The 26,079-nt window shown below is 36.4% G+C and carries 29 protein-coding genes; 28 read left to right on the top strand and 1 reads right to left on the bottom strand.

What is annotated here, in order from left to right; genetic code table 11:
* Positions 1–85: 85 nt before the first annotated feature.
* The 14 genes from hisC (at position 86) to ACFWDE_RS08530 (ending at position 11,631) form a co-directional block, all read left to right on the top strand.
* Positions 86–1,198, top strand: coding sequence for a histidinol-phosphate transaminase (gene hisC / locus ACFWDE_RS08595; RefSeq protein WP_002149344.1), 1,113 nt, complete (start codon positions 86–88; stop codon positions 1,196–1,198).
* Between the two features lie 157 nt (positions 1,199–1,355).
* Positions 1,356–2,630 (top strand): 3-phosphoshikimate 1-carboxyvinyltransferase, encoded by a 1,275-nt coding sequence (gene aroA, locus ACFWDE_RS08590; protein WP_002149343.1) that lies wholly within the window; start codon positions 1,356–1,358, stop codon positions 2,628–2,630.
* 107 nt (positions 2,631–2,737) lie between these two features.
* Positions 2,738–4,000 carry a tetratricopeptide repeat protein gene (locus ACFWDE_RS08585; protein ID WP_377891515.1) on the top strand — a complete coding sequence of 421 codons (1,263 nt, stop codon included), beginning with the start codon at positions 2,738–2,740 and terminating at the stop codon, positions 3,998–4,000.
* 73 nt (positions 4,001–4,073) lie between these two features.
* Positions 4,074–4,610 (top strand): ReoY family proteolytic degradation factor, encoded by a 537-nt coding sequence (locus tag ACFWDE_RS08580; protein ID WP_002086615.1) that lies wholly within the window; start codon positions 4,074–4,076, stop codon positions 4,608–4,610.
* A gap of 153 nt (positions 4,611–4,763) precedes the next feature.
* Positions 4,764–5,222 (top strand): YpiF family protein, encoded by a 459-nt coding sequence (locus ACFWDE_RS08575; protein WP_377891513.1) that lies wholly within the window; start codon positions 4,764–4,766, stop codon positions 5,220–5,222.
* 141 nt (positions 5,223–5,363) lie between these two features.
* Complete coding sequence (gene qcrA / locus ACFWDE_RS08570) at positions 5,364–5,876, top strand: menaquinol-cytochrome c reductase iron-sulfur subunit (RefSeq protein ID WP_001290417.1); 513 nt, start codon at positions 5,364–5,366, stop codon at positions 5,874–5,876.
* Positions 5,877–6,551 carry a menaquinol-cytochrome c reductase cytochrome b subunit gene (gene qcrB / locus ACFWDE_RS08565; RefSeq protein ID WP_000932700.1) on the top strand — a complete coding sequence of 225 codons (675 nt, stop codon included), beginning with the start codon at positions 5,877–5,879 and terminating at the stop codon, positions 6,549–6,551. It begins immediately after the preceding gene.
* Positions 6,552–6,594: 43 nt separating this feature from the next.
* The gene (gene qcrC, locus ACFWDE_RS08560; protein WP_377891510.1) at positions 6,595–7,362 is read left to right on the top strand and encodes a menaquinol-cytochrome c reductase cytochrome b/c subunit; all 768 of its coding nucleotides are present in this window, start codon (positions 6,595–6,597) and stop codon (positions 7,360–7,362) included.
* 71 nt (positions 7,363–7,433) lie between these two features.
* The gene (locus tag ACFWDE_RS08555) at positions 7,434–7,637 is read left to right on the top strand and encodes a group II intron maturase-specific domain-containing protein (RefSeq protein WP_377891508.1); all 204 of its coding nucleotides are present in this window, start codon (positions 7,434–7,436) and stop codon (positions 7,635–7,637) included.
* Between the two features lie 228 nt (positions 7,638–7,865).
* Positions 7,866–8,456, top strand: a complete 591-nt coding sequence (gene lhaT / locus ACFWDE_RS08550) for a lipoprotein heptaprenylglyceryl N-acetyltransferase LhaT (protein WP_377891506.1) — start codon at positions 7,866–7,868, stop codon at positions 8,454–8,456.
* Positions 8,457–8,481: 25 nt separating this feature from the next.
* Positions 8,482–9,168 carry a lipoprotein intramolecular transacylase Lit gene (gene lit, locus ACFWDE_RS08545; protein WP_377891504.1) on the top strand — a complete coding sequence of 229 codons (687 nt, stop codon included), beginning with the start codon at positions 8,482–8,484 and terminating at the stop codon, positions 9,166–9,168.
* Between the two features lie 107 nt (positions 9,169–9,275).
* Entirely contained in the window at positions 9,276–10,061 is a 786-nt protein-coding gene (gene ypjB / locus ACFWDE_RS08540) for a sporulation protein YpjB (RefSeq protein ID WP_377891502.1), read from the top strand.
* Positions 10,062–10,166: 105 nt separating this feature from the next.
* Positions 10,167–10,847, top strand: a complete 681-nt coding sequence (locus tag ACFWDE_RS08535) for a zinc metallopeptidase (protein WP_002086606.1) — start codon at positions 10,167–10,169, stop codon at positions 10,845–10,847.
* 133 nt (positions 10,848–10,980) lie between these two features.
* Positions 10,981–11,631 carry a uracil-DNA glycosylase gene (locus tag ACFWDE_RS08530; protein ID WP_377891499.1) on the top strand — a complete coding sequence of 217 codons (651 nt, stop codon included), beginning with the start codon at positions 10,981–10,983 and terminating at the stop codon, positions 11,629–11,631.
* A 28-nt stretch (positions 11,632–11,659) separates the two neighbouring features.
* Here the strand turns inward: ACFWDE_RS08530 and ACFWDE_RS08525 are convergent, their stop codons facing one another.
* The gene (locus ACFWDE_RS08525; protein ID WP_002149325.1) at positions 11,660–12,541 is read right to left on the bottom strand and encodes a YitT family protein; all 882 of its coding nucleotides are present in this window, start codon (positions 12,539–12,541) and stop codon (positions 11,660–11,662) included.
* A gap of 391 nt (positions 12,542–12,932) precedes the next feature.
* Here ACFWDE_RS08525 and ACFWDE_RS08520 point away from each other — a divergent pair, with 391 nt between their 5' ends.
* The 14 genes from ACFWDE_RS08520 to aspB all read left to right on the top strand — a co-directional run bounded on the left by ACFWDE_RS08520 (position 12,933) and on the right by aspB (position 25,982).
* Positions 12,933–13,277: a nucleotide pyrophosphohydrolase gene (locus tag ACFWDE_RS08520; RefSeq protein ID WP_377891540.1), complete on the top strand. Its 345-nt coding sequence runs from the start codon at positions 12,933–12,935 to the stop codon at positions 13,275–13,277.
* On the top strand, positions 13,274–14,074 hold the full coding sequence (dapB, locus tag ACFWDE_RS08515) for a dihydrodipicolinate reductase (protein WP_033718201.1): 801 nt from the start codon (positions 13,274–13,276) through the stop codon (positions 14,072–14,074). Before ACFWDE_RS08520 ends, dapB begins: the two co-directional genes overlap by 4 nt.
* Before the next feature lie 14 nt (positions 14,075–14,088).
* The gene (gene mgsA / locus ACFWDE_RS08510) at positions 14,089–14,484 is read left to right on the top strand and encodes a methylglyoxal synthase (RefSeq protein WP_002149322.1); all 396 of its coding nucleotides are present in this window, start codon (positions 14,089–14,091) and stop codon (positions 14,482–14,484) included.
* Positions 14,485–14,495: 11 nt separating this feature from the next.
* Positions 14,496–15,200 (top strand): bacillithiol biosynthesis deacetylase BshB1, encoded by a 705-nt coding sequence (gene bshB1 / locus ACFWDE_RS08505; RefSeq protein WP_377891496.1) that lies wholly within the window; start codon positions 14,496–14,498, stop codon positions 15,198–15,200.
* Positions 15,197–16,342 (top strand): N-acetyl-alpha-D-glucosaminyl L-malate synthase BshA, encoded by a 1,146-nt coding sequence (gene bshA / locus ACFWDE_RS08500; RefSeq protein WP_002086596.1) that lies wholly within the window; start codon positions 15,197–15,199, stop codon positions 16,340–16,342. The genes bshB1 and bshA overlap by 4 nt, the downstream gene beginning before the upstream one ends.
* Positions 16,329–17,522, top strand: a complete 1,194-nt coding sequence (locus tag ACFWDE_RS08495; protein ID WP_377891493.1) for a CCA tRNA nucleotidyltransferase — start codon at positions 16,329–16,331, stop codon at positions 17,520–17,522. The genes bshA and ACFWDE_RS08495 overlap by 14 nt, the downstream gene beginning before the upstream one ends.
* Complete coding sequence (locus tag ACFWDE_RS08490; RefSeq protein WP_377891538.1) at positions 17,507–18,487, top strand: biotin--[acetyl-CoA-carboxylase] ligase; 981 nt, start codon at positions 17,507–17,509, stop codon at positions 18,485–18,487. The genes ACFWDE_RS08495 and ACFWDE_RS08490 overlap by 16 nt, the downstream gene beginning before the upstream one ends.
* A 341-nt stretch (positions 18,488–18,828) precedes the next feature.
* Complete coding sequence (panB, locus tag ACFWDE_RS08485; RefSeq protein ID WP_002149314.1) at positions 18,829–19,665, top strand: 3-methyl-2-oxobutanoate hydroxymethyltransferase; 837 nt, start codon at positions 18,829–18,831, stop codon at positions 19,663–19,665.
* A complete protein-coding gene (panC, locus tag ACFWDE_RS08480; protein WP_377891491.1) occupies positions 19,665–20,513 on the top strand; it encodes a pantoate--beta-alanine ligase in 849 nt (282 codons plus the stop codon). Before panB ends, panC begins: the two co-directional genes overlap by 1 nt.
* 12 nt (positions 20,514–20,525) lie before the next feature.
* Complete coding sequence (gene panD / locus ACFWDE_RS08475; protein ID WP_000490176.1) at positions 20,526–20,909, top strand: aspartate 1-decarboxylase; 384 nt, start codon at positions 20,526–20,528, stop codon at positions 20,907–20,909.
* A gap of 130 nt (positions 20,910–21,039) precedes the next feature.
* The gene (dinG, locus tag ACFWDE_RS08470) at positions 21,040–23,844 is read left to right on the top strand and encodes an ATP-dependent DNA helicase DinG (RefSeq protein WP_377891489.1); all 2,805 of its coding nucleotides are present in this window, start codon (positions 21,040–21,042) and stop codon (positions 23,842–23,844) included.
* A gap of 250 nt (positions 23,845–24,094) precedes the next feature.
* Positions 24,095–24,265 (top strand): YpmA family protein, encoded by a 171-nt coding sequence (locus tag ACFWDE_RS08465; RefSeq protein ID WP_377891487.1) that lies wholly within the window; start codon positions 24,095–24,097, stop codon positions 24,263–24,265.
* Positions 24,266–24,272: 7 nt separating this feature from the next.
* Complete coding sequence (locus ACFWDE_RS08460) at positions 24,273–24,776, top strand: cell wall elongation regulator TseB-like domain-containing protein (RefSeq protein ID WP_078181044.1); 504 nt, start codon at positions 24,273–24,275, stop codon at positions 24,774–24,776.
* 18 nt (positions 24,777–24,794) lie between these two features.
* A complete protein-coding gene (aspB, locus tag ACFWDE_RS08455; RefSeq protein ID WP_377891484.1) occupies positions 24,795–25,982 on the top strand; it encodes an aspartate transaminase AspB in 1,188 nt (395 codons plus the stop codon).
* Positions 25,983–26,079 lie beyond the last annotated feature (97 nt).

Below are 26,079 nucleotides of genomic sequence, written 5' to 3'. Positions count from 1 at the left end.
TAAAGGTATTCTCGTAATGGTGACGGTTATGATTAAAGATGACAGTAAGGAATTATAAATCATATCAATGACTGGGGGAAGAAAAGTGAGAGTAAAAGAGCAATTGTTAACTTTGAGAGCATATGTACCTGGGAAAAATATTGAAGAAGTAAAAAGAGAATATGGATTGTCAAAAATTGTGAAGTTAGCATCGAATGAAAATCCGTTTGGCTGCTCTGCGCGTGTGACAGAAGCATTAACTTCGTTAGCCAATCAATATGCACTCTACCCGGACGGGGCGGCTTTTGAGCTTCGTGAGAAAGTAGCAGAGCATTTAAGTGTAAAAGCGGAACAACTTTTATTTGGTAGTGGGTTAGATGAAGTCATTCAAATGATTAGTCGCGCTTTGCTACATAACGGAACAAATGTTGTAATGGCGAATCCTACGTTCTCACAATATTATCACCATGCTGTTATTGAAGGAGCGGAAGTTCGGGAAGTACCACTTGAAAATGGTATTCACAATTTAGATGCAATGTTACAGCAAGTAGATGAGAAAACGAAGATTGTATGGATTTGTAATCCGAATAATCCGACAGGTACATATGTAGAAAAACAAAAATTACTTTCATTTTTAGAATCAGTTCCAAAGTCAGCGCTCGTTATTATGGACGAAGCATATTATGAATATGCTGGGGCAGAAGATTATCCGCAAACATTACCTCTTCTTGAAAAGTACGAAAATCTTATGGTGCTACGCACATTCTCAAAAGCATATGGATTAGCTGCTTTTCGTATTGGATATGCGATTGGTGATGCAAAGCTTATTGGGCAGCTAGAGGTAGCAAGACTACCATTTAACACATCAACTATCGCCCAAGCGGTAGCATTAGCGGCAATAGAGGATCAACAGTTTTTACAAGAGTGTGTGAAGAAAAATGCCGGAGGATTAAATCAATATTATGCATTTTGTAAGGAATATAACGTATTCTACTATCCATCTCAAACGAATTTCATTTTCTTGAAACTTGGTATACCTGGTAATGAAGCTTTCGAACGATTAATGAAAAAAGGATATATCGTTCGTTCTGGTGCAGCATTTGGTATGCATGATGGTATTCGTATTACTGTTGGATTAAAAGAAGAAAATGATGAGATTATTGAATTACTTACGGAACTTGTAAAAGAACAAGTGAAGAAAGAAGAAACGTATTCTTAAGAAATGGTGAAGGCTCCTGTTATAGGAGTCTTTTTCATTTGAACTGCAATAAGGGGAGTTGTTTGCACGTTCAAGAAAGAAAACGTTACAATAGAAGTAGACGTATAAGAAGAACTATTGTACATATAACTTATTTAAAATGTGAGGAGGATACAGTTTGAAACTAGTAGGACGAAAAAATAGTTTGAATGGGAAAATTGTTGTTCCAGGAGATAAATCTATTTCGCATCGCTCTGTTATGTTTGGAGCGATAGCGGAAGGGACGACGAAAGTATCAAATTTTTTATTAGGCGAAGATTGTTTAAGTACAATTGCATGTTTTCAAAAACTAGGTGTCCAGATTGAACAGAGTGGTAACGATGTCACGATTTACGGTAAAGGATTAGCAAATTTGCAAGAACCGAAAGAAGTATTAGATGTGGGGAATTCAGGGACGACTATTCGTCTTATGCTTGGAATTTTAGCAAATACGCCGTTCCATAGTACGATAATTGGGGATGCATCAATTGGAAAACGTCCTATGAAACGTGTTACAGACCCGCTTAGTAAGATGAATGCTCAAATTGATGGTAGAGAAAACGGACAATATACACCTTTATCTATTCGCGGTGGTAAGGTAAAAGGTATGCATTATCATTCACCAGTAGCAAGTGCACAAGTGAAGTCAGCGGTTTTACTTGCGGGTTTGCAAGGGGAAGGCGTAACTACAGTAACAGAGCCTATGCAATCTCGTGATCATACGGAAAGAATGTTACGTGCATTTGGTTGTACCGTAGATGTTAATGGACGGACCGTTTCATTACAAGGCGGACAACAACTTAAAGGTGCAGACATAGAAGTTCCAGGAGATGTTTCTTCGGCGGCATTTTTCTTAGTAGCTGGTGCAATTGTCCAAAATAGTAAGCTTGTATTGGAAAACGTTGGTTTAAATCCGACGAGAACAGGGATTTTAGATGTATTAACAAAGATGGGTGCACGTATTTCTATCAATCATATTAGAAATGAAGAGTTTGAGCCGTGCGGAGATATTACGATTGAAACATCTAAACTAAAAGGAATAGAAATTGGTGGAACTCTTATTCCAAGATTAATTGATGAAATTCCTGTAATTGCTTTATTGGCAACGCAGGCTGAAGGAATTACTGTTATTAAAAACGCTGAGGAGTTAAAAGTAAAAGAAACAAATCGTATCGATACGGTTGTAGATGAATTAGGCAAATTAGGTGCGAAGATTGAAGCTACACCAGATGGTATGATTATATATGGTAAACAAAGTTTAAAAGGAAATACTGTTAATAGTCACGGAGATCATCGTATTGGGATGATGCTTGCAATCGCATCGTGTATTATAGATGGAGAAGTGAAAATAGAGAATAGTGATGCGGTCGCTGTATCGTATCCGGAATTTTTCGAACAATTAGCTGCGCTATAAGAGCAAGTATAGGAAGAGGCAGTTCACTCAAAAGGTTGCGTTCTTACACCTAGTTGCTTATGATAAATGAACAGAAGAGAATATTTTTTGAATTAAAGGAGACGTTTATGCAAAAGTTTGAACAAGCTGTTTCTTATATTGAAAACGGTGAAGCAGAAAAAGGATTACAATTATTAAAAGAACAATTACGAGTTGCTAATGATGAAGAGAAGTATGATATCGCTCGTTACTATCATACACTTGGGTTTATGGATGAGGCGTTAGCAATTATTGATGATTTACGCTTGTTATATCCAGAAGAAAGTGAATTTACATTATTTTTAGCAGAATTATATATTGATTTAGATAAAGAAGATGAAGCGATTGAAGCGCTTCATGATATTCCAGAAAATGATGATCTATATGTTCAATCGCTATTACTTGTTGCAGATCTATTCCAAATGCAAGGTTTTGATGATGTAGCAGAACAAAAACTATTAAAGGCGAAAGAAATGATGCCAGACGAACCTGTTATTACGTTTGGATTAGCAGAATTATATAGTAGTAAAGGTGAAGAGAAAAAGGCGATCACTTATTATGAATCGTTACTAGCAGACCATAAAGTTATGGGCGGTGTTGTCATTGCGCTTCGTCTAGCAGAAACTTTAAGTGCTATTGGAAACTGGGAAGAGGCAATCTCTTACTATGAGGCGGGGTTAGAAGAGCAAAAAGATATTCACTCACTATTTGGATATGCCTTCACATTATACCAAGGGGAAGAATATCAAAGAGCAATTGGTGCTTGGCAAGAATTAAAAGAATTAGATCCTGAGTACGCATCGTTATACATGTATTTAGCGAAAAGCTATGAAAAAGAAGGCATGCTTCAAGAAAGCTATGAAACACTTCAAGAAGGAATTAAAGTAGATGAGCTTTCTGTTCCTTTCTATGTAGAATTAGCGAATATTGCGGCGAAATTAGGTAAAATAGCGGAGGCAGAAGAAGTGCTTCAAAAAGCGCTGGAGCTAGATCCGGGACATTTAGGTGCGACATTAAAATATGCGTATATCTTAAAAGAACAAGAGAAATACGAAGAGCTAATTGCAGTTGTAGAGCGTACAATTGACAGTGGAGAACCAGATACACAACTACTTTGGGATCTTGCATTTGCAAAAAAACAATTAGAAATGTATTCGGATGCATTAAAACACTATGAAAGTGCATATACTTCTTTTAAGAATCATCCAGATTTCTTGGAAGAGTACGGTTATTTCTTATTAGAAGAAGGAATGCGAAAAGAGGCGAAAGAAGTATTTACGCAGTTAATACAACTAGACCCGACACAAATTCATATTGAAGAATTGTTATATAATTTAGAGGATTTTTCGTAAGTTGGAAGGAAACTGAATGCCGCTTCTTGAATCTAAAAAGAAAAGAGAAAGACAGAGGAGGGACTTAATCGCTATGAATACCCCTGTTTCTGTAAACGAGAAGAAGGATTTTGTAAAATGGTTTTTGAATAATTACCAACTGAAACAGCGTGAATGTGTATGGATTTTGAATTATTTAATGAGTCACGATCAATTAATGCATAAAGTCCACTTCGTAGAACATGCAAAATATTGTCCGCGTGGCTTAGTAATGTCAGCGAATTGTGTGAAAGACACACCGTTTCACTTTTTTAAACAAAATGTAATGACAACAGATGCAGAAAAGTCGTTTCATGATATTCGTTTGAATCGAGATGAGGATATTTATATTCAGCTTAATTTTAAATCATCGTTCCAAAATGCAAACTATGTAGCTGTATTAGAAGAAAATCCATATTTACCAAAGCATATTGAAGTGAATGAAAAAGATCGATTGCTTGCAGAACGATTTTTAGAAGAAAGTGTATTCTCATTTAGAAGAGAGCGTCTTTTGAAACAAATTGATGAAGCTTTGGATAAGCAAGATAAGGAAGCATTTCATAGGTTAACAGCAGAGTTGAAAATTTTATAGAATTCATTTTGATTATGTAATCTTTACGAATTTCAGACTTTTTAAGAAAAACTACTTAATAATAGGTAGTTTTTCTTTTTTTACCTCTTTTAGTATGGTTTAATATATATAAAGTGAAAGTTCTGTCATTTAAGGTGAAGGAGGGGAGAAAAGGTGAAATGGATTGTAAAAGATGTGGAACAGTTTGAGCAAGCGAGGGAGTATGTAGATACAGGGATTATCCCCCTTTTGTCTATTTCGGCAGCAAAAGAAATGAAAATGGTTGTAGAGCAAGGTGAATTTATTGAGGCTTTGAGTATGGAGTTGGAAAGGGAGTATAAAGGAAGAGTGCTTTTACTGCCCGCATTTACGTATTTGGTAGAGAGCCAAAAGAATGAAAAAGACCGTTTGCAAGAATGGACAGAACATTTGCAAAGGCAAGGTTTTAAGCATATTGCCTATGTGACAAGTGATTTTTCATGGAAAGAAGATATGCAAGAGTTGCAGGGTGATTTATTTTGGTTTCCATCGTTATCATTAGAGCAGTTTAGTGATCAAGGGAAAAGGGAAGTTATTCGTGCTCACATAAAAAATATTATGGTAATGTTGGAAGAAAGATGGATAAATAATTAATAAGCAGAAAGTTCTTATTATTATGAGTAGTATGATATTGACCTATACAAGAGGGTATTATATCATGATAGTGTCCTAGTATTTATTTTTTATATAATTTTTTCACGAGGGGACAATTTCTGATAGAGGGGGGAAATTTTCGTGAGCGAGAAAGAACATCGTGTGTCAAGAAGACAGTTTTTAAATTACACACTTACAGGGGTAGGAGGCTTTATGGCGGCGGGTATTTTAATGCCGATGACGCGGTTTGCACTTGATCCGGTGTTAAGAAAAGAAGCGGGAACAGATATGGTTGCTGTTGCACAAGTGAAGGATATTACAACAGAACCGAAGCGTTTCGACTTTAAGGTGAAGCAGGTTGATGGTTGGTACAAGTCTGACGAGCCAAAATCAGCTTGGGTTCATAAAGATGAAAGCGGAGACATTGTTGCGTTCTCTCCAGTATGTAAACATTTAGGATGTACAGTGAACTGGAATTCAGACAAAGCACATCCGAATCAATTCTTTTGCCCGTGTCACGGGGGGCGTTACACAAAAGATGGGGTTAACATTAAAGGCACACCGCCCCTTGCTCCGCTTGATGTGTACGAGTCTAAAGTGAAAGATGGAACATTGTATTTAGGAAAAGCGAAGCCAAGAGGGGGTGCAAAGTAGATGCTAAATAAAATTTATGATTGGGTAGACGAGCGGTTAGATATTACACCAATATGGCGCGATATCGCTGATCATGAAGTACCTGAACATGTAAACCCGGCACATCACTTTTCTGCATTCGTCTATTGCTTTGGAGGGCTTACCTTTTTCGTTACTGTAATTCAAATTTTATCTGGAATGTTTTTGACAATGTATTATGTGCCTGATATTAAAAATGCTTGGGAATCGGTTTACTATTTACAAAATGAAGTTGCGTATGGACAAATTGTTCGTGGTATGCACCACTGGGGTGCTAGTCTTGTAATTGTAATGATGTTTTTACATACACTCAGAGTTTTCTTCCAAGGTGCATATAAAAAGCCTCGTGAGCTAAACTGGATTGTTGGTGTTCTTATTTTCTTTGTTATGTTAGGTCTTGGTTTTACCGGATATTTATTACCGTGGGATATGAAAGCGTTATTTGCTACGAAAGTAGGGATTCAAATCGCAGAGCAAACGCCGCTCATTGGTCCTTATATTAAAACATTACTTGCTGGCCATTCCGAAATTGTTGGCGCTCAAACATTAACTCGCTTCTTTGCTATTCACGTCTTCTTCTTACCAGCAGCACTTCTAGGTTTAATGGCCTTCCACTTCATCATGATTCGCAAACAAGGTATTTCCGGTCCGCTATAAGAGATTGCTAAATTAAAGGGGAAAGAACAAAAGGAGGGAGATTATGCATCGCGGCAAAGGGATGAAGTTTGTAGGAGATTCTCGGGTACCAGTAGCCCGGAAACCAAATATTCCAAAAGATTATTCTGAATATCCAGGGAAAACAGAAGCGTTTTGGCCGAATTTCTTGTTAAAAGAATGGATGGTTGGTGCAGTTTTTTTAGTCGGTTATTTATGTTTAACAGTGGCGCATCCGTCACCGCTTGAGAGAATGGCGGATCCTACAGATGCAGGATATATACCACTTCCAGATTGGTATTTCTTATTCTTGTATCAGTTATTAAAGTATTCGTATGCTTCAGGCTCATTTACTGTAATTGGTGCGTTTATTATGCCCGGGATTGCGTTTGGAGCGTTACTATTAGCTCCATTTCTTGATCGAGGCCCAGAAAGACGCCCTTTGAAGCGTCCTGTAGCAACTGGATTTATGCTTTTAGCAATTGCATCGATTATCTTTTTAACTTGGGAATCTGTAGCACACCACGACTGGGAAGCTGCAAAAAAACAAGGAGCAATTGTAAAAACAGCACCAGTTGATAAAAATGATGACGGTTATAAATTAATGCAAAAAAATACTTGTTTAACATGTCATGGTGACAACTTACAGGGCGGGGCAGCAGCACCAGCTTTGCAAAACTTAACTTTAAAGCCAGAAGAAATCGCTAAAATTGCGAAAGATGGAAAAGGTGCAATGCCTAAAGGCGTATTTAAAGGAACGGATGAAGAACTGAAAAAACTTTCGGAATTCGTTGCAAAGTATAATAAAAAATAATAGAAAAGCTGACTACAAAATCTGTAGTCAGCTTTTTATTTTGCGTGCCCAGCTAAGCTGGGCACTGTTTGATGGTGAAAGGTTTAAATAGAATTCTACAAGGATTCAAAAATTATTATAGCCTATCTTCAATTGGACAGAAGTGGCTCGGTAAAATAGATTGGTACGTCTTAGAACGGCTCTGGAATAAGAAAAGAAATGTTCGAAAGAAACATGGTCGTATCAAGGACTTGATGAAGAAAATAACATACACACTCGTGAAAGTAGGAAGCTAGAACAAACTGAAAGCTAAAGAAGGAAGAGCATCGGAAAGCCGGATGCGGGAAAACCTCATGTACGGTTTGATGAGGGGAAGCTGAAACAGAAAAGGGATAGCAAAGCCATCCCTAAAGAAAATTTAATCTGTTTCAGTTTTCTACTCTACGATGACGGAAAGTTTGCTATATAATAGAGTAGAGTTCGATGAAAGAATTACTTTGTTTGAAAGGTGTTGGACATACAGCTTGGTTTACTTGTATGCAATGTTAAGGCAACGTTCGGTACTATTATTTTTATTGGTTGTTAACATATTAGGTACAATTTACGGATTCATATGGTATGGAAATCAATTAAAAGAAACCTCACCTATATTTTGGCCGTTTGTACCAGATAGCCCTATAGCGACTCTCTTTTTTGTCTTTGTTTTAATTGCTTTTTTGATGAAGAAGAACTGGGGGTTAATAGAAGCGTTAGCGATAGTTACTTTAATAAAATATGGTGTTTGGGCTGTTGTTGTAAATGCAATTACGATTTATGTAAAAGGTCCTATTGGCCTTATGGGATATATGTTAATGTTATCTCATTTTGCGATGGCAGTGCAGGGAATGTTATATGCTCCGTTTTATCGGATAAAAAAATGGCACTTCACTGTAGCTGGCATATGGACATTACATAATGATGCAATTGATTATTTATTTTGGCAAATGCCGAGATACGGGATTATGCATTTGTTTGTAGAGAAAATTGGTTATTTTACGTTTTGGTTAAGTATTGCTGTACTGTGTATTACATATTATTATTGCTTACGTGAGAACCGAAAACAGTTTTCTTTATGATGGTGAGGACATTTAGGGGGAGAAAATGAAGAAAAATAAGAGTGGTATAAACATATTGGATCGATTGATCACTTTAGTAGTTTCCTATAGCATAGCATTTTCTGTTTTCGCTCTCGCGACAACGGTAGTTGTATATGGAAAATGGTTGTATTATTTTGAAATTGATTTTTTAAATATTCCAGATTTAGCGGATATGACGAAAGATGAAATTAAGAGAAACTATGACGTGCTTATTACATATTTATCGCCGTTTTATGAAGGTGCATTACAATTGCCGACATTAGATATGTCCACAAATGGACGCATTCATTTTGTGGATGTTAAAAATATTTTAGTAAAGATTCAATATATAATGTATGGAACGATTGTAATTGCTGTATTAGGAGGAGTGTATTTATTAAAAAAGAAAAAAGAAAAGTTTTTACTTCACGGAGCGATTCTTACAATTATTTTTCCAATAGCTCTTACGTTACCAATTGCTATTAATTTTGAAAAGAGTTTCGTATTATTTCATAAGCTTTTATTTAGCAATGATTATTGGATGTTTGATATTGAAACAGATCCGGTTATTTTAATGTTACCGGAAGAATTCTTTATGCATGCTGCATGTGTTATTTTATTATTGATTTTAGGCAGTAGTATACTTTGTTACGGTGTGTATAAATATTTAGTGAAAAAGAAAAGGGTTTCAAAGGAAAAATTCTCTGTTTAAAGAGAATTTTTTTGTTTTCATAGAGATAATATATTTTTTGATTTTGTTCTGTTCTATTCTTGTCCAATTCCACATATTTTGTACTAGTAGTTATAGGGGGGACCGGGATGAAGAGAACATTAATTGGACTGATAGCATTTCTAATTATAATGTTTCCAGTACGTATATATGCTGAAGAGTGGAGTGAACTAACTGGATTGCTAGATGACTCTTTGCAGTTAGTGAAGAAAAAAGAAGATGAGAAGGCAATGCAAGTACTGCACCATTTCTCAGCGCAGTTTCTATCAAAGGAAAATGAAAATAATTCAAAAGTAACTCCGGGACAAATTAGAGTCGTTTCTTTAGCATATGATAAGGCGAAACAATCTCTCGCGGAAGATTTAGATAGGCAAGTTAAAGTTGATAATATGTTAGCGTTACAACTTGCTGTTGATGCACAAGTATCTAAATATCAGCCACTTTGGATGGAAAGAGAAAGAAAGATAATGAATGCTTTTTCTCAAGTAGAAAAAGCGATGGAAAAAGACGATGATGGACAGTTCCAACAGACGCTAAATACACTTTTAAATGAATTTAATATTATTTATCCTAGTTTAATGATTGCTCTGCCAGAAAACGAAGCGCAGCGTGTAAATGCACATTTATCTTATTTGGATGAATTTCGTAACGTTATGTTAAAAACGAAAGGTGGACAAATGCAACTAGGGATTATTAAAGGTGATTTGCAAAAAATATTTCATACAGTAAAAAAAGATGAGATAGCTCCCTCTCTCATTTGGTTTATGACAATTACTGGAGGACTTATTTTGTTCACTTTAACGTATGTTGGATGGAGAAAGTATAAAGGGGAGAGAGAAAAGCGGAGAAGTAGCTTGCATTCTAAAGATAGATAATGCGTATAAATAAAGATACGGATTGTAAGGTTTATTTATTGACAACGGTGGAAGAAAAAAATAGAATGAGAAGTACTATAATTAAAACTTCACTGGAGGTTTATGATGTTTTATTTAATTTACTTCGCGATCATTTTGATCATACCGTTGTATGCACAGTCAAAAGTACGTAGTGCCTATAGCAAGTATTCACAAGTTTATTCAACATCAGGTATGACAGGAGCGGAAGTGGCTCGGAAAATTTTAGATGAAAATGGATTGTACAATGTAGCCGTAGAAGAAACGCCAGGTCATTTGTCAGATCACTATGACCCGCGTGTAAAGACGGTTAGATTATCGACAGATAACTATTATGGTCATTCAGTTGCTGGTACAGCTGTAGCAGCACATGAAGTAGGACATGCAATTCAAGATGCAAAAGATTATAACTTCATGCGTGTTCGTCATTCATTAGTGCCAGTTGCTAATTTTGGCTCGAATATGTCTTGGGTTTTCGTCTTAATTGGTGTGTTTGCACAAATGTCTGGTTTATTGTTGCTAGGAATTATTTTAATGGCAGCAGGTGTTATTTTTCAACTTGTTACATTACCAGTTGAGTTTGATGCATCAAAACGTGCAATGCAACAAATTGAAGCGCTTGGTATCGTATCGACAGATGAGTACGGTCAAGCTCGTAAAGTATTAAATGCAGCAGCATTAACATATGTAGCAGCAGCTGCTGTAGCAGTATTTGAATTATTACGTCTCGTATTAATTTATACTGGTATGCAGCGTAGCGACGATTAAAGACTATCAATTATGATAGTCTTTTTTTGTTTTGTGGATTGAATCTTATAATATGTTATAAATGGAAATAATAGAGAGAATATGGGGTATAGAACTAGTTAAAATAAAGGTAAGTATGGAATGATGAAAGAAGGTGACAGACATAGAATATCCAGAGCATTTAGTTAAACAAGTGAGGGAGCGAAGTGCTACATACCAATTAGAAGGTTTTTTAAGTGGACAGGGCCCTAGAAATCCGAAATTAATGCTTGTTGGAGAAGCACCTGGTGAAACAGAAATTCATAATGGGACTCCGTTTAGCGGGAAAGCTGGAAAACATTTAATGGAGTTTTTAGAACGTATTCACGTTACAAGGGAAGAAGTATATATTACGAGTGCGGTTCGGAGTAGACCTTATAAATGGAGAGAGAAAAGGGAACGAAATGGCGAAATAATACAGAAGAAGTACAATAGAACACCGAATCAAGGTGAGATACTTGCCCATGCACCTTTGTTAGATTATGAACTGGAATTTATACAGCAGTCGGTTATTGTCACACTTGGTAATATTGCATTACAGCGTTTAGTTGGTAGAAATAATAAAATTACGGATGTTCATGGAGAATTGTTAAAGCAACCTGTGCAGCGATTGAAAGATAGCAGCGGTACAGAATTTGTATGGACAGAAAAAGAATATTCTATTTTTCCGACCTTTCATCCAGCTTCAATTTTTTATAATCGGAGTTTATTAGAGCTCATTTATGAGGATTTGGAGAAACTTAAAAGATATGTAATAAAAAACTAGAAAAGCTAAAGAGCTTTTCTAGTTGAATTTAATTATGTAACGGATTTTTATTTTCATCTAGTGTAAATCCTTCGCCGACGACATCATGTACATCACTAACAGCAACAAAGGCGTGAGGGTCTACAGAAGTAATGATATTTTTTAATTTCACGATTTCGTTTTTTGCAACAACACAATATAGTACATTTCGTTCAACTTTTGTATAGGATCCAACTGCTTTTAAAAAGGTTGCTCCGCGCTCCATTTCGGATAAAATTTTTGACGCAATTTCATCGTTTTTATCAGAAATAATAGTTGCTCCTTTTGCTGCATAAGCTCCTTCTTGCATAAAATCAATAACCTTAGCCCCGATAAATACAGCAACTAATGTATACATGCCTTCTCGATATGATAAATATGTAAGAATAGAGACAATGATAACGACGGCATCAAACATAAACATCGTTTTTCCCATACTCCAGCCAACATATTTGTGAGCTAGCCTTGCGATAATATCAACACCGCCAGTAGTCCCGCCGTATTTAAATATAATTCCAAGTCCAATACCAATAAATGCCCCAGCGAATAAAGCAGCCAGTGTCATATCATTTTGCAAGTTTAAATGTAAGTTAAGTACTTCGTAGCGCTGGAAAATCCATAGGAATAAAGAGACGCTAAATGTACCGATTAATGTGTATAAAAATGTTGTTCGGCCGAGTAACTTCCAACCAATAAAAAATATAGGGATATTTAAAATTAAGTTTGTATAGGAAGGGTCAAGCGAAAATAGAAAATATAATAATAGCGTAATGCCAGTAAATCCACCCTCTGCAAGATGGTTTTCAATATTGATATTTACAATACCGAAAGAAAAAATAGCGGAACCGATTAAAATGAAAATGATATTTCGAATCTTCAAGTTTGCTTTCATATAGGAATCCCCCTAGTTACGTAATGATTTGGAATTGCTCCGCTTAAACGGTAAGACATAATAATAAGTTATTTCTAGTTGCTAGTAAAAATAGAGAATAGTATAAGGGCCTAATTAGTTCAGGCTGATCTTTTGCAAAAATCACGCAAAAGAAGTTTCACTTTACCCCGCTCAAACGGCTGGTAGGAGATAAAGCAGAGAAGACAGAGCAAACCAGCGGTAAGAGCCCGATTGGTTCAGGCTAATCTTTTGCAAAAATCACACAAAAGAAAGTTTCACTTTATTATAGTCTATCCCAAAAAGAGTCGTAAATAGTGATATGAGAGAATAATATTTGTCAAATCGCGATGAATTGGCTAACATGAAAGAGGAAGGAATAGAGGTGACTAGTATGGAAGCAAAAACGATGAAAGATATGCAGAAGGAAGTAGATGCATATATCGGTCAATTTAAAGAAGGTTATTTTAGTCCGCTTGCAATGATGGCCCGTTTAACTGAAGAAATGGGAGAGCTTGCAAGAGAGGTTAACCATTATTATGGTGAGAAACCGAAGAAGACGACTGAGAAAGAACGCAGTATTGAAGAAGAGCTTGGAGATGTTTTATTTGTTATGATTTGTATGGCAAATAGTTTAAATATTGATTTAGAAACAGCACATAACATTGTTATGGATAAATTTAATACACGTGATAAAGATCGCTGGACACGTATTGATGAGGGAGAGAAAGAAGCATGAAAGAAATTAAAGTAATTATTGCTGGACCAAGAGGACGTATGGGACATGAAGCAGTTCTTCTAATGGAAAGAACAGAACATTTCAATTTAGTAGCAGCAATTGATTATAAGCATGGCGGAGAGAAAATAGCTGATTTACCTGGAATGCCAGCGCTAGATGCACCTATTTATGCGGATTTACATACTTGTTTAGATGAAGTAGAAGCGGATGTATTGTTAGATTTAACAACACCAGAAGTTGGAAAGAAACATGTGACACTTGCAGTTGAACGTGGACTTCGATCTGTTATTGGTACAACTGGATTTACTGAAGAAGAACTAAAGCAATTAACAGAAAATGCAAAAGAAAAAGAAGTAGGAACAATTATCGCTCCAAACTTTGCAATTGGTGCAGTTCTTATGATGAAATTTTCACAAATGGCAGCAAAGTACTTCCAAGATGTTGAAGTAATTGAATTACACCATGATCAAAAATTAGACGCACCATCTGGTACAGCTGTAAAAACAGTAGAATTAATCCGTCAAAATCGTGTGCCAAAAGAGCAAGGACACCCTAATGAAACGGAACAATTAGAAGGAGCACGTGGTGCAAATGTGGATGGTATTCACATTCATAGCGTACGTCTACCAGGGCTTATTGCACACCAAGAAGTAATGTTCGGCGGAGATGGACAAATGTTAACAGTTCGTCATGATTCATTCAACCGTGCATCATTTATGTCAGGTGTCAAACTATCAATTGAAACGGTAATGAACCTTGATCATCTTGTGTATGGTTTAGAAAACATTATCGACTAAAGGGGAGACAACGGATGAAAATTGCCTTAATCGCACATGACAAAAAGAAAGATGATATGGTTTCGTTCGCGTACGCATATAAACCAATCTTTGAAAAATATGAACTTTTTGCAACAGGAACGACAGGACTTCGTATTATGGAGGCAACTGGTTTAGTTGTAACAAGATATCAATCTGGTCCTCTTGGTGGCGATCAAGAAATTGGTGCAATGATTGCAAAAAATGAGATGGATATGGTGATTTTTTTCCGAGATCCACTAACAGCGCAGCCGCATGAACCTGATGTCAATGCGTTACTTCGTTTATGTGATGTATATGCCATCCCACTAGCAACGAATATGGCAAGTGCTGAAATGCTAATGCATGCATTAGAGCGGGGAGATTTAGATTACCGAAAGTTAAGAAAATGAGGGGAACAATTATGAGTGGATTACATATATTAGCGTTTGGTGCTCATGCCGATGATGTTGAAATCGGCATGGCAGGTACCATTGCAAAGTATACGAAACAAGGATATGAAGTAGGCATTTGCGATTTAACAGAAGCTGATCTTTCTTCAAATGGAACGGTAGAACTGAGAAAAGAAGAAGCAAAGGCTGCAGCTCGTATTATGGGAGTAAAAACGAGAATTAATTTAGCGATGCCAGACCGTGGTTTGTATATAAAAGAAGAGTATATACGTGAAATTGTAAAGATTATTCGTACATATAAACCAACACTAATTTTCGCACCATATTACGAAGATCGTCATCCAGACCATGCTAATTGCGCGAAACTTGTGGAAGAAGCCATCTTTTCAGCGGGAATTCGTAAATATATGCCTGAACTTCCGCCGCACCGTGTAGAGTCTTTTTATAATTATATAATTAATGGTTTTCATAAACCGAATTTTTGTATAGATATTAGTGAATACCTTTCTAAAAAGGTGGAAGCGTTAGAAGCGTATGAAAGTCAGTTTTCAACAGGGAGTGATGGTGTTAAGACGCCATTAACTGAAGGATACGTTGAAACTGTAATCGCTCGGGAGAAGATGTTTGGGAAAGAAGTTGGAGTGCTGTATGCCGAAGGATTTATGAGTAAGAAACCCGTTTTAATACATGCTGATTTAATAGGGGGATGTAAATGAAATTGAAAATAGGTATTACATGTTATCCTTCTGTAGGTGGTTCTGGGGTTGTTGGGACAGAGTTAGGAAAGCAATTGGCGGAACGCGGGCATGAAATTCATTTTATTACATCGGGTGTACCATTCCGGTTGAATAAAGTGTACCCGAACATTTATTTTCACGAAGTAACAGTAAATCAATATTCTGTTTTTCAATATCCACCTTATGATTTAGCATTAGCGAGTAAAATGGCAGAGGTTGCTCAAAGAGAAAACCTTGATATTTTACATGTGCATTATGCAATCCCTCATGCTATTTGTGCATATTTAGCAAAACAAATGATTGGGGAGCGTATTAAAATTGTTACGACCTTACATGGAACGGATATTACTGTGTTAGGTTCCGACCCTTCGTTAAATAATTTAATTCGCTTTGGTATTGAACAATCTGATGTTGTTACAGCTGTGTCACATTCGTTAATTGAAGAAACGAATGAACTTGTAAAACCAGATAAAGAAATTGAGACGGTATACAATTTTGTAGACGAACGTGTTTATTTCAAACGTGATATGTCTCAATTAAAAAAAGAATATGGTATACGAGAAAATGAAAAAGTATTGATTCATATTTCAAATTTCCGAAAGGTTAAGCGTGTACAGGATGTTGTGCAGTCATTTGCCAAAATTGTAAAGGAAGTAGATGCGAAATTGCTTCTTGTTGGTGATGGACCAGAGTTCTGTACTATTTTACAATTGGTGAAAAGTTTACATATTGAGGAACGTGTCTTATTCCTAGGAAAGCAAGATAATGTTGCAGAGCTTCTTGCGATGAGTGATTTAATGCTACTTTTATCAGAAAAGGAAAGTTTTGGTCTCGTTATATTAGAAGCAATGGCGTGTGGTGTGCCTAGTATCGGAACGAGGGTTGGGGGCATTCCAGAGGTCATTCAACATGGTGAAACAGGATATATATGTGAAGTTGGAGATACAGATGGAATAGCTAAGCAAGCAATTCAACTACTAGAAAATGAAGAACTTCACCGTAATATGGGAGAGCGAGCGATGAAATCTGTATATGAGCAGTTTCGTTCGGAAAAAATCGTTTCACAGTATGAGGCGATTTATTATGACATACTAAGGGATGACAAGAATGGAAAGATTTAAAAAAGCTAGTTCAATTATTGAGATGTTAAAACAGCACGGACATGAGGCTTACTTCGTTGGTGGAAGTGTACGCGATCTTATTATCGATAGACCAATTGGAGATATCGATATCGCAACATCTGCTTTACCAGAAGAAGTAATGGCTATTTTCCCAAGACATGTTCCGGTTGGCCTTGAGCATGGAACTGTAATTGTTGTAGAAAATGGTGAACCGTATGAGGTAACTACTTTTCGAACAGAAAGCGAATATGAAGATTTTCGAAGACCTAGTAGTGTTCAATTTGTCCGTTCATTAGAAGAGGATTTAAAACGACGTGATTTCACGATGAATGCAATTGCAATGACAGAGGAAGGCGAAATGGTTGATTTATTTGCTGGGAAAGAAGCGATTCGTCTGAAGGAAATTACAACGGTTGGAGATGCTGCAGACCGTTTTCAAGAAGATGCACTGCGAATGATGCGTGGTATTCGGTTCGTAAGTACGTTAGGTTTCTCTTTGGAAATAAAGACGAAACAAGCAATTGAAACGTATGGGCATTTGCTCGAACATATAGCGATTGAAAGAATTACAGTTGAATTTGAAAAATTGTTGACCGGTACATATTGTGTGAATGGTCTTCAAGAGTTAGTAGAAACGAAGCTATTTTCTCATCTGCCATATTTGCAAATGTCAGAAGAAAGACTCTTGAAAGCTACGCAGTATAAATGGGATTCTTTCGAAACAGACGTTGAGGCGTGGGCATTTTTCTTATATTGTATCGGAGAAGAGCATCCATCTGTCTTTTTGCGTCAATGGAAGTTCTCGAATAAAAAGATCAAAGATATCGTAGCGGTTTTATTAGCAATTCGTTCTAGAAAGGAGAAGGAGTGGGATACAATCCTTCTTTATAAAACTGGGATTCGCATCGCTGAGATGGCGGAAAGAGTATATGAAGCGATAATAGAAAGTTATAATAGTGCGTCTGTTAAGCAAGTACAATCATTATTTCATGCATTGCCGATAAAAAATCGTCAAGAAATGAATGTGACTGGTAATGATTTATTAAGCTGGGCAGATAAAAAGCCAGGTCCGTGGGTTGCCGAAATGCTTCAAAATATTGAAGAAGCAATCGTACAAGGAGATTTAGTTAATAAGAAAGAGGATATAAGGGAGTGGCTACAAAGATGCAATCTACTATAAGAAAGCAGTTATTACAAGTTTTTTCTGAAGCAGATGGTGCATTTGTATCTGGTCAAATACTTAGTGACAAACTTGGTTGTTCGAGAACCGCTGTATGGAAGCATATGGAGGGTCTTCGTAATGAAGGGTATGAACTAGAAGCTGTACGCCGCTTAGGTTATCGAATTGCTAGTAAACCAGATAAAGTAACTGCGAATGAGATTCAATTAGGATTACAAACAGAGCGTATCGGTAGAACGGTTTATTTTGAAGAATCGGTTGAGTCTACTCAGCATATTGCAGCGAGACTTGCTTATGAAGGCGCAGAAGAGGGAACAATTGTCGTTGCTGAAGAACAAACAGCAGGTAGAGGACGTTTAAGTAGAAAATGGTATTCCCCAAAAGGAACAGGAATTTGGATGAGTATTATTTTGCGTCCCTCGATTCCAGTTCATCATGCACCACAGCTTACTTTATTAGCAGCTGTTAGCGTAGCGCAAGCAATTGAAAAATGTACCGGTGTAAACGTAGGGATTAAATGGCCGAATGATATTTTAATTCAAGGTAAAAAAGCTGTCGGTATATTAACGGAGATGCAAGCTGATCCAGATAAAATTAATGCTGTTATTATGGGAATTGGCATTAATGCAAATCAGAAACAAGAACATTTTGATGAGGAAATTCAGCAAATTGCAACTTCATTAGCAATTGAATCGGGTAAGCCGATTGTTCGTGCGGAACTTATGCAACAAATTTTCTTGCAACTAGAGAAATTGTATGAAGAGTATTTAAAAAATGGCTTCTCTGTTATTAAAATTCTTTGGGAAAGTTACGCAGTAAGTATCGGAAAAGAAATTACAGCTCGAACGATGAGGGAAACTATTAATGGGCTAGCAAAAGGGATTACGGAGGATGGTGTATTGTTACTTGAGGATCATCAAGGACAAGTGCACCACATTCATTCTGCTGATATAGAAATTAAGTAAAAGAAGTTCCTATTTTGGAGCTTCTTTTTGTCATTTAGATACTAATAAATTTCACATACCGTAATAGGGATAGAAAATTATTTTTTCGAAAAAATGTAGCAATTCCTTTTCAGAGTTTGCTATAATTAGTTCGAATATGGGCAGTATCAAAGCGAACTGCACCATTATTTTACGCAGTATGAAAAAAATAATTTGGATTCTGCCTTGATCCAATAACGGACTGGGACAGAGGGATGAATAATGCCGACTAACACACAACCCTTCTGCCCTTTTATGGCCAGAGGGGTTTTTTTATATGATTTCGGCCATCTCCTCTCTCCTGCATAAAGGAGGAGTAGTTTTTGAAAACAAAAACAGATTTTTTGAAAATGAAAGAGCAAGGTGAGCCGATTACAATGCTAACGGCGTATGATTATCCATCTGCTAAATTAGCAGAAGAAGCTAAAGTCGATATGATTTTAGTAGGTGATTCTCTAGGAATGGTTGTACTTGGGTATGATTCAACAGTTCCAGTAACTGTAGAGGATATGATTCATCATACGAAAGCTGTACGCCGCGGAGCGAAAGAGACGTTTATTGTAACTGATATGCCATTTATGTCTTATCATGTTTCATTGCAAGATACGATGGTTAATGCACGTCGCATTGTTCAAGAGAGCGGGGCACATGCATTAAAGGTAGAAGGTGCTGGAGAAGTTATATCAACTATTCACTACTTAATGAATGCGGGAATTCCCGTTGTGGCGCATTTAGGTTTAACTCCTCAATCTGTAGGAGTGCTAGGTGGGTATAAAGTACAAGGGAAAGATGCTGAAAGTGCAAAAAAATTAATAGAAGATGCAAAGAAATGTGAGGAAGCTGGTGCGATAGCACTTGTGTTAGAGTGTGTGCCAATGCAATTAGCAGAACTTATTTCAGCGCAGTTAACAATTCCTACAATCGGAATTGGAGCAGGACAAAAAGTAGATGGGCAAGTTCTTGTATATCATGATCTTATCTCGTACGGCGTAAATCGTGTTCCGAAATTTGTGAAGCAATATACGTCTGTTCAAGAGGAGATTGTGCGAGGGATTTCACAATACGTTACTGAAGTAAAGACAGGACAATTTCCTGAAGAAAAACATTCATTCACAATGAAAGAGGAAGAGTGCTTAGCGTTATACGGAGGAAAACAATAATGAAAATCATAACTACAGTGCAAGAGATGCAGCAAATTACAAACGAACTTCGTACAAATGGAAAAAGTATCGGTTTTGTTCCAACGATGGGGTATTTACACGAAGGCCATGCTACGTTACTACGTAAGGCAAGGGAAGAAAATGAAATTGTAGTGTTAAGTGTATTTGTAAATCCACTACAATTTGGACCAAATGAAGATTTAGATCGATACCCACGTGATATTGATAGAGATGAAAATGTAGCAAAAGAAAATGGTGTTGATTATTTATTTTATCCGAGTGTAGAAGAGATGTATCCAGCAGAACAAACGACAACAGTAGAAGTTTTGAAGCGTACCGACGTATTATGTGGTAAACAAAGACCTGGTCATTTCGCTGGTGTTGCGACTGTACTAATGAAACTATTTAATATTATATTGCCAACGCGTGCTTATTTCGGTATGAAAGATGCACAGCAAGTAGCTGTAATTGAAGGATTCGTAACTGATTTTAATATTCCCGTTACGATCGTACCAGTTGATATTGTAAGGGAAGAAGATGGATTAGCGAAAAGTTCTCGTAATGTGTATTTATCACAAGAAGAACGCGAAGAAGCTCTTCATTTATACGGCAGTCTATGTATAGCGAAAGAACGAATTGAGGCAGGCGAACGTAATCCGGAAATCATTATGAATCTTGTGCAAGAGCATATTGAGAAGTATACGAAAGGCACTGTAGATTATGCTGATTTATATGCATATCCTTCATTAAAAGCAATAGATAAAATTGAAGGAAGAATCATTTTAGCGATTGCAGTTAAGTTTGAAAATGTACGATTAATTGACAATATAACATTAATGGGGAAATAAGGGGGAGCATCTATGTTTCGCACAATGATGAGAGCGAAGTTACATCGCGCAACTGTTACAGAAGCAAATTTAAATTATGTAGGTAGTATTACAATTGATGAAGATTTAATGGATGCGGTAAATATTGTAGAAAATGAAAAAGTACAAATTGTAAATAACAACAATGGAGCTCGCTTAGAGACATATGTTATTAAAGGAGAGCGCGGTAGCGGTGTTGTGTGTTTAAATGGTGCAGCTGCAAGGCTTGTACAACCGGGTGATAAAGTTATTATTATTTGCTATGGTTTAGTGGCAGAAGAAAATATTCATAAACAAGAGCCGAAAATTGCAGTATTAGACGATGATAATCAAATTATTGAAATGTTAGGTGCTGAAAAAGCTGGCACGATATTATAAGTAGGAAGGCTATCTCTAATTAAGGAGATAGCTTTTTTGTGCATCTTTTCATTAAGATGAGGTAAAACGTGGTATAGTAACATTATATAATTTTTGTGTTTGATAGGTAAGAAATTGAGGTGTTACATATATGAGTAAGCGTTATGTCGTTGTTGATTTAGAGACGACAGGGAACTCCTGGAAGGATGGGAAGGATAAAATCACCCAAATTGCAGCTGTTGTAGTGGAAGATGGAGAGATATTAGAGATTTTTTCATCTTTTATTAATCCGAAGAGAGAGATTCCCCTATTTATTACAGAATTAACTGGGATTGATGCAGATCTTGTAAAACAAGCCCCGTTATTTCGAGATGTAGCCCCGATGATTGTTGAGCTATTACAAGGTGCGGCTTTTGTTGCACATAACGTTCACTTTGATTGGAATTTTTTAAATGAAGAATTAAGGCAGGCTGGATATACAGAAGTATATTGTCCTAAAATTGATACAGTTGAATTGGCGCAAATTCTTTTGCCGACAGCTGATAGTTATAAATTACGTGATTTAGCTAAGCAACATGAACTAGAGCACGATCAACCACATCGTGCGGATAGTGATGCTCTTGCAACAGCGGAGTTGTTTTTACAATTTTTAAGTGAAATTGAAAAGTTACCACTTGTCACATTACAGTCGCTTTATGAATTAAGTGATGTTTTCCAAAGTGATATAGCTGATGTACTTTCTGAAAATATTTTAAAGAAAATGATGCATGGTAAAGAAATGGCAGAGGAGTATGAAGTGTATCGAAATATTGCGCTTCGAAAGCGGAATTATTCTTTAAGCCTCAGTGAAACATGCGCATCTAAATTTGATGCTTTCTTACATAAAGCAATGGATAAACTTGAATTGAATATGCCAAAGTTTGAAAAAAGAGAAAGCCAACAAATTATGATGAAGGAAATATATACAGCGCTAAGAGATTCTAGGTTTTCACTGATTGAAGCAGGAACAGGTACGGGGAAGACGCTTGCATATTTACTTCCAAGTATTTATTTCGCAAAGAAAAAAGAAGAACCTGTCATTATAAGTACACAGACTGTACAATTGCAACAACAAATACTAGAAAAAGAAATTCCATTATTACAGAAAATAATGCCATTTTCATTTGAAGTGGCTCTTCTGAAAGGAAGAAAGCATTATCTTTGTCTACATAAATTTGAATATGCTTTGCAAGAGGAAGAGAAAAATTATGATATGGCGCTCACAAAGGCAAAAATTTTAGTATGGTTATTGCAAACGGAAACCGGCGATCGTGATGAATTAAATATTCCTGAGGGCGGAAAGTTACTTTGGAACCGTATTTGTAGTGATGCATATAGTCCAGGCGGGATGCAAAGTAACTGGTTTAGTCGTTGTTTTTATCAACGAGCGAAGAATAAAGCATTGTTTGCAGATATTGTTATTACAAATCATGCGTTATTATTTCAAGATTTTTCAAGTGAAGAACCACTGTTTGCTTCATGTGAACATATTATTTTTGATGAAGCTCATCATATCGAAGAAGCGGCGAGTAGAACATTTGGTGAACAGTTCTCATGTATGTATTTTCAATTAGCTTTATCTCGTCTTGGTACGCTAGAAACAGATGATGTGCTTTCTAAAGTATATAAAATGATGAAAAAATCAGAGCAAGCCTCTCGTTCGACTTTCCGTATGGTGAGTCATAGTTTGAAGGAACTTAAATTTGATGCGGATGAACTATTCCAAATGTTACGTGCTTTCATATTTAAACAAACAAAGCAGGAACAAGGGATGAGCAATATGCCGCTCATTTATCGATATAACACGGAAGTAGAGACAGGTAAGTTATGGGATAGCATTACCGAGTTAACAAATCGTTTTGTATATGATGTAAGAAAATTAGTGACTACACTTGAGAAGCAAGTTGATATATTGCAAAGTAAATTAGAATGGGAGATGCATGTTGTTACAGGTGAATTTATGCACTTAATTGAGTTGTTGAGAAAGATGGTACAATCTTTACAATTACTCATTTTAGAAAAAAATTCATACGTGACATGGATGGAGACTGAAACGAAGGGGACGATTCATTCAACAGTTTTATATGCGCAGCCTGTTCATATTAGTGAAAGATTTGCTGATGAATTTTTAACAGAAAAAAAGAGTGTTATTTTCACATCAGCAACGTTAACAGTTAGTGATTCATTCGACTATATAAAAGAAGAGCTAGGTTTGCATGATTTTGCGCCCAATACATTAAAAGTTCCATCACCATTTCGTTTTGAAGAACAAATGAAATTAATGGTTTCAACTGATGTGCCTTTTATTAAGCAAGCAAGTAATGAGGAATATATTGAATCTGTATCGGCACATATTGCGAAAATAGCGAAAGCTACAAAAGGTAGAATGCTTGTTTTATTTACTTCGTATGAAATGTTGAAAGAAGCGTATACGAATTTGAAAAGTGATGATGCATTAGAAGGATATTTATTATTAACACAAAGTGTGAATAATAAGAGCCGAAGTCGCCTCATTCGTAAATTTCAAGAGTTCGACAAATCGATTTTGTTAGGAACAAGTAGTTTTTGGGAAGGGATAGATATACCTGGAGATGCTCTGAGTTGCCTTGTCATTGTCCGTCTGCCCTTTACGCCTCCTAATCAGCCGATGATGGAAGCAAAAGGAGAGTGGCTAAAAAATCAAGGAGAAGACGTATTCGCTAAGTTAGCGCTCCCACAAGCGATATTACGTTTCAAACAAGGATTTGGTCGTCTTATTAGAACAAATACAGATACGGGAACGGTATTTGTTCTAGATCGCCGTTTGACAAGTTCTTCCTATGGAAAACGTTTTTTACAATCAATCCCAACTGTCCCGCTCTATGAAGGACCTTTAGAAGAATTGTTAGAGCAATTAAAGGAACGACCAAATAAATAAAATTGGAAGAAAAATACGCCTGAAGTACACTTAAACTTCAGGCGTAAAAAATGTGGGTAGGAGGAATTTTATTTTTCTTACTTCTTGTATACAAAATATATTGCTTTTCGATTTGAAACCTTTTTTTGCTGTACATGTCCTGCTATAATAGATGGGTGATGAAGCAGGGGTTGTAAAGAATGTACTCTTATTGTAACCGTATTGCGTTCTTCTATAATTAGAAATTTTTGTGTAACGGAGGAGTTTTTTCATGGATAATAAAATCGAAGTCCTATCAACGACGCGTATTAAATATTCGTCTGACTTGTATAAAATTGTTGATAGCTTGAATCGTACGTTAAAAGAGCAGGACCTCATGTTCGGATTAGCATTAGACGAAAAAGATAAAGAAATAGCTGTATTTACGATTTACAGAACGTAGTGATTCAATGAAAAAGTGGATCTTTGCAATCATTATCGTAATCGTTGCTAGCGGAATATATGGGGCGTATGTTTATAATAAAGCGATGGAAAAGAAAATTCCCAAAGAGTCAAAGTCTGTAGAAATTGCAAAAGAAAAAGCAAAGCTTACAAATGTGAAATCTGTAGATTATTATAACGGAAAATCTTCATATACAGTCGTGCAAGGTGTAGATGAAAAAGGAGAACAAATTATTGTTTGGGTGCCTGATAAAAAAGGAAATGTCCTTGTGAAGAAAAAGAGTGAAGGTATTTCTGAAAAAGAAGCTTTGCAAAAATTGGCTGAACAGGCGACTGGAGAAGGTGCTGAACCTAAGCCGAAGCCAAAACAAATTGTAAAAGTAAAATTAGGTGCTGAAAACGATATTCCGTTGTGGGAAATTACATATATTGATCAGGAAGATCGTTATACGTATTATTATCTAGAAGTTCAAAATGGTGCATATGCTGGACACTACAGCATTGAAAAATAGATGTAGGGGGAACTACAAATGAAATTAGCAAAGCGAGTAGCTGCTTTAACACCGTCTTCAACTTTAGAAATTACAGCAAAGGCACAAGCATTAAAAGCAGAAGGTCATGATGTAATTGCATTAGGGGCAGGAGAACCTGACTTTAATACACCAGAACATATTATGGATGCTGCGCATAAAGCGATGTTAGAAGGACATACGAAGTATACACCAACAGGTGGATTGCAAGCGTTAAAACAAGAAATTGCGAAGAAGTTTACTCGTGATCAAGGAATTGCGTATGATCCATCTGAAATTATTGTATGTAATGGTGCCAAGCATGCATTATATACATTATTCCAAGTGTTACTTGATGAAGGAGATGAAGTTATCATCCCAACTCCTTATTGGGTAAGTTATCCTGAGCAAGTAAAGCTTGCTGGTGGTAAGCCAGTTTATGTAGAAGGTCTAGAAGGCAATGAGTACAAAATTACAGCAAAGCAGCTGCGTGAGGCAATTACAGAGAAAACGAAAGCAGTTATTATTAATTCACCGAGCAATCCAACAGGGATGATTTACAGCAAAGAAGAATTACAACAGCTTGGAGAAGTATGTTTAGAGCATGATATCTTAATCGTTTCAGATGAGATTTATGAAAAATTAATTTATGGTGACGCGGAATATACTTCAATTGCCCAGCTTTCTAATGTATTAAAAGAACAAACACTTATTATTAATGGTGTATCTAAATCACATTCTATGACAGGTTGGCGTATTGGATATGCAGCAGGAAATAAGCAGCTTATTAAAGCGATGACGAACTTAGCGAGTCATAGTACGTCAAACCCTACTTCAATTGCTCAATACGGTGCAATTGCTGCGTATGCAGGCTCACAAGAACCTGTAGAAACAATGCGTCAAGCGTTTGAAGAAAGATTGAACATTATTTATGATAAATTAATTCAAATTCCTGGTTTCACTTGCATTAAGCCACAAGGTGCTTTTTACTTATTCCCAAATGTAAAAGAAGCCGTAGCGTTAGCTGGGTATGATACAGTTGATGAGTGGGCAAAAGCATTATTAGAAGAAGAAAAGGTGGCTCTTGTTCCAGGTACAGGATTTGGTGCACCAAATAATGTTCGATTATCGTATGCGACATCTCTTGAGCAAGTTGAGAAAGCATTAGAACGAATTCATACGTTCATGAAAAGTAAAGTACAGGCTTAATCGTCTGTTTCTTGTAGTAAATGGCAAAAAACCTCCCTATATATAGGGAGGTTTTTTTGACGAATTGTGGCAAAAAGAAATGGCTAAAGGTGTGTTA

Source organism: Bacillus sp. NPDC060175 (genome assembly GCF_042728695.1).
Taxonomy (GTDB): domain Bacteria; phylum Bacillota; class Bacilli; order Bacillales; family Bacillaceae_G; genus Bacillus_A.
Note: the sequence above shows the minus strand (reverse complement) of the source record. Positions and strands in the feature narration are given on the sequence as shown.

Excerpts from the sequence above, each read along its gene's own strand:
- ACFWDE_RS08585 (WP_377891515.1), top strand. The coding sequence starts at position 2,738 with ATGCAAAAGTTTGAACAAGCTGTTTCTTATATTGAAAACGGTGAAGCA.
- ACFWDE_RS08580 (WP_002086615.1), top strand. The coding sequence starts at position 4,074 with ATGAATACCCCTGTTTCTGTAAACGAGAAGAAGGATTTTGTAAAATGG.
- qcrB (WP_000932700.1), top strand. The coding sequence starts at position 5,877 with ATGCTAAATAAAATTTATGATTGGGTAGACGAGCGGTTAGATATTACA.
- qcrC (WP_377891510.1), top strand. The coding sequence starts at position 6,595 with ATGCATCGCGGCAAAGGGATGAAGTTTGTAGGAGATTCTCGGGTACCA.
- ACFWDE_RS08555 (WP_377891508.1), top strand. The coding sequence starts at position 7,434 with ATGGTGAAAGGTTTAAATAGAATTCTACAAGGATTCAAAAATTATTAT.
- lit (WP_377891504.1), top strand. The coding sequence starts at position 8,482 with ATGAAGAAAAATAAGAGTGGTATAAACATATTGGATCGATTGATCACT.
- ypjB (WP_377891502.1), top strand. The coding sequence starts at position 9,276 with ATGAAGAGAACATTAATTGGACTGATAGCATTTCTAATTATAATGTTT.
- ACFWDE_RS08535 (WP_002086606.1), top strand. The coding sequence starts at position 10,167 with ATGTTTTATTTAATTTACTTCGCGATCATTTTGATCATACCGTTGTAT.
- ACFWDE_RS08525 (WP_002149325.1), bottom strand. The coding sequence starts at position 12,541 with ATGAAAGCAAACTTGAAGATTCGAAATATCATTTTCATTTTAATCGGT.
- ACFWDE_RS08520 (WP_377891540.1), top strand. The coding sequence starts at position 12,933 with ATGGAAGCAAAAACGATGAAAGATATGCAGAAGGAAGTAGATGCATAT.
- dapB (WP_033718201.1), top strand. The coding sequence starts at position 13,274 with ATGAAAGAAATTAAAGTAATTATTGCTGGACCAAGAGGACGTATGGGA.
- mgsA (WP_002149322.1), top strand. The coding sequence starts at position 14,089 with ATGAAAATTGCCTTAATCGCACATGACAAAAAGAAAGATGATATGGTT.
- bshB1 (WP_377891496.1), top strand. The coding sequence starts at position 14,496 with ATGAGTGGATTACATATATTAGCGTTTGGTGCTCATGCCGATGATGTT.
- bshA (WP_002086596.1), top strand. The coding sequence starts at position 15,197 with ATGAAATTGAAAATAGGTATTACATGTTATCCTTCTGTAGGTGGTTCT.
- ACFWDE_RS08495 (WP_377891493.1), top strand. The coding sequence starts at position 16,329 with ATGGAAAGATTTAAAAAAGCTAGTTCAATTATTGAGATGTTAAAACAG.
- ACFWDE_RS08490 (WP_377891538.1), top strand. The coding sequence starts at position 17,507 with ATGCAATCTACTATAAGAAAGCAGTTATTACAAGTTTTTTCTGAAGCA.
- panC (WP_377891491.1), top strand. The coding sequence starts at position 19,665 with ATGAAAATCATAACTACAGTGCAAGAGATGCAGCAAATTACAAACGAA.
- panD (WP_000490176.1), top strand. The coding sequence starts at position 20,526 with ATGTTTCGCACAATGATGAGAGCGAAGTTACATCGCGCAACTGTTACA.
- dinG (WP_377891489.1), top strand. The coding sequence starts at position 21,040 with ATGAGTAAGCGTTATGTCGTTGTTGATTTAGAGACGACAGGGAACTCC.
- ACFWDE_RS08465 (WP_377891487.1), top strand. The coding sequence starts at position 24,095 with ATGGATAATAAAATCGAAGTCCTATCAACGACGCGTATTAAATATTCG.
- ACFWDE_RS08460 (WP_078181044.1), top strand. The coding sequence starts at position 24,273 with ATGAAAAAGTGGATCTTTGCAATCATTATCGTAATCGTTGCTAGCGGA.
- aspB (WP_377891484.1), top strand. The coding sequence starts at position 24,795 with ATGAAATTAGCAAAGCGAGTAGCTGCTTTAACACCGTCTTCAACTTTA.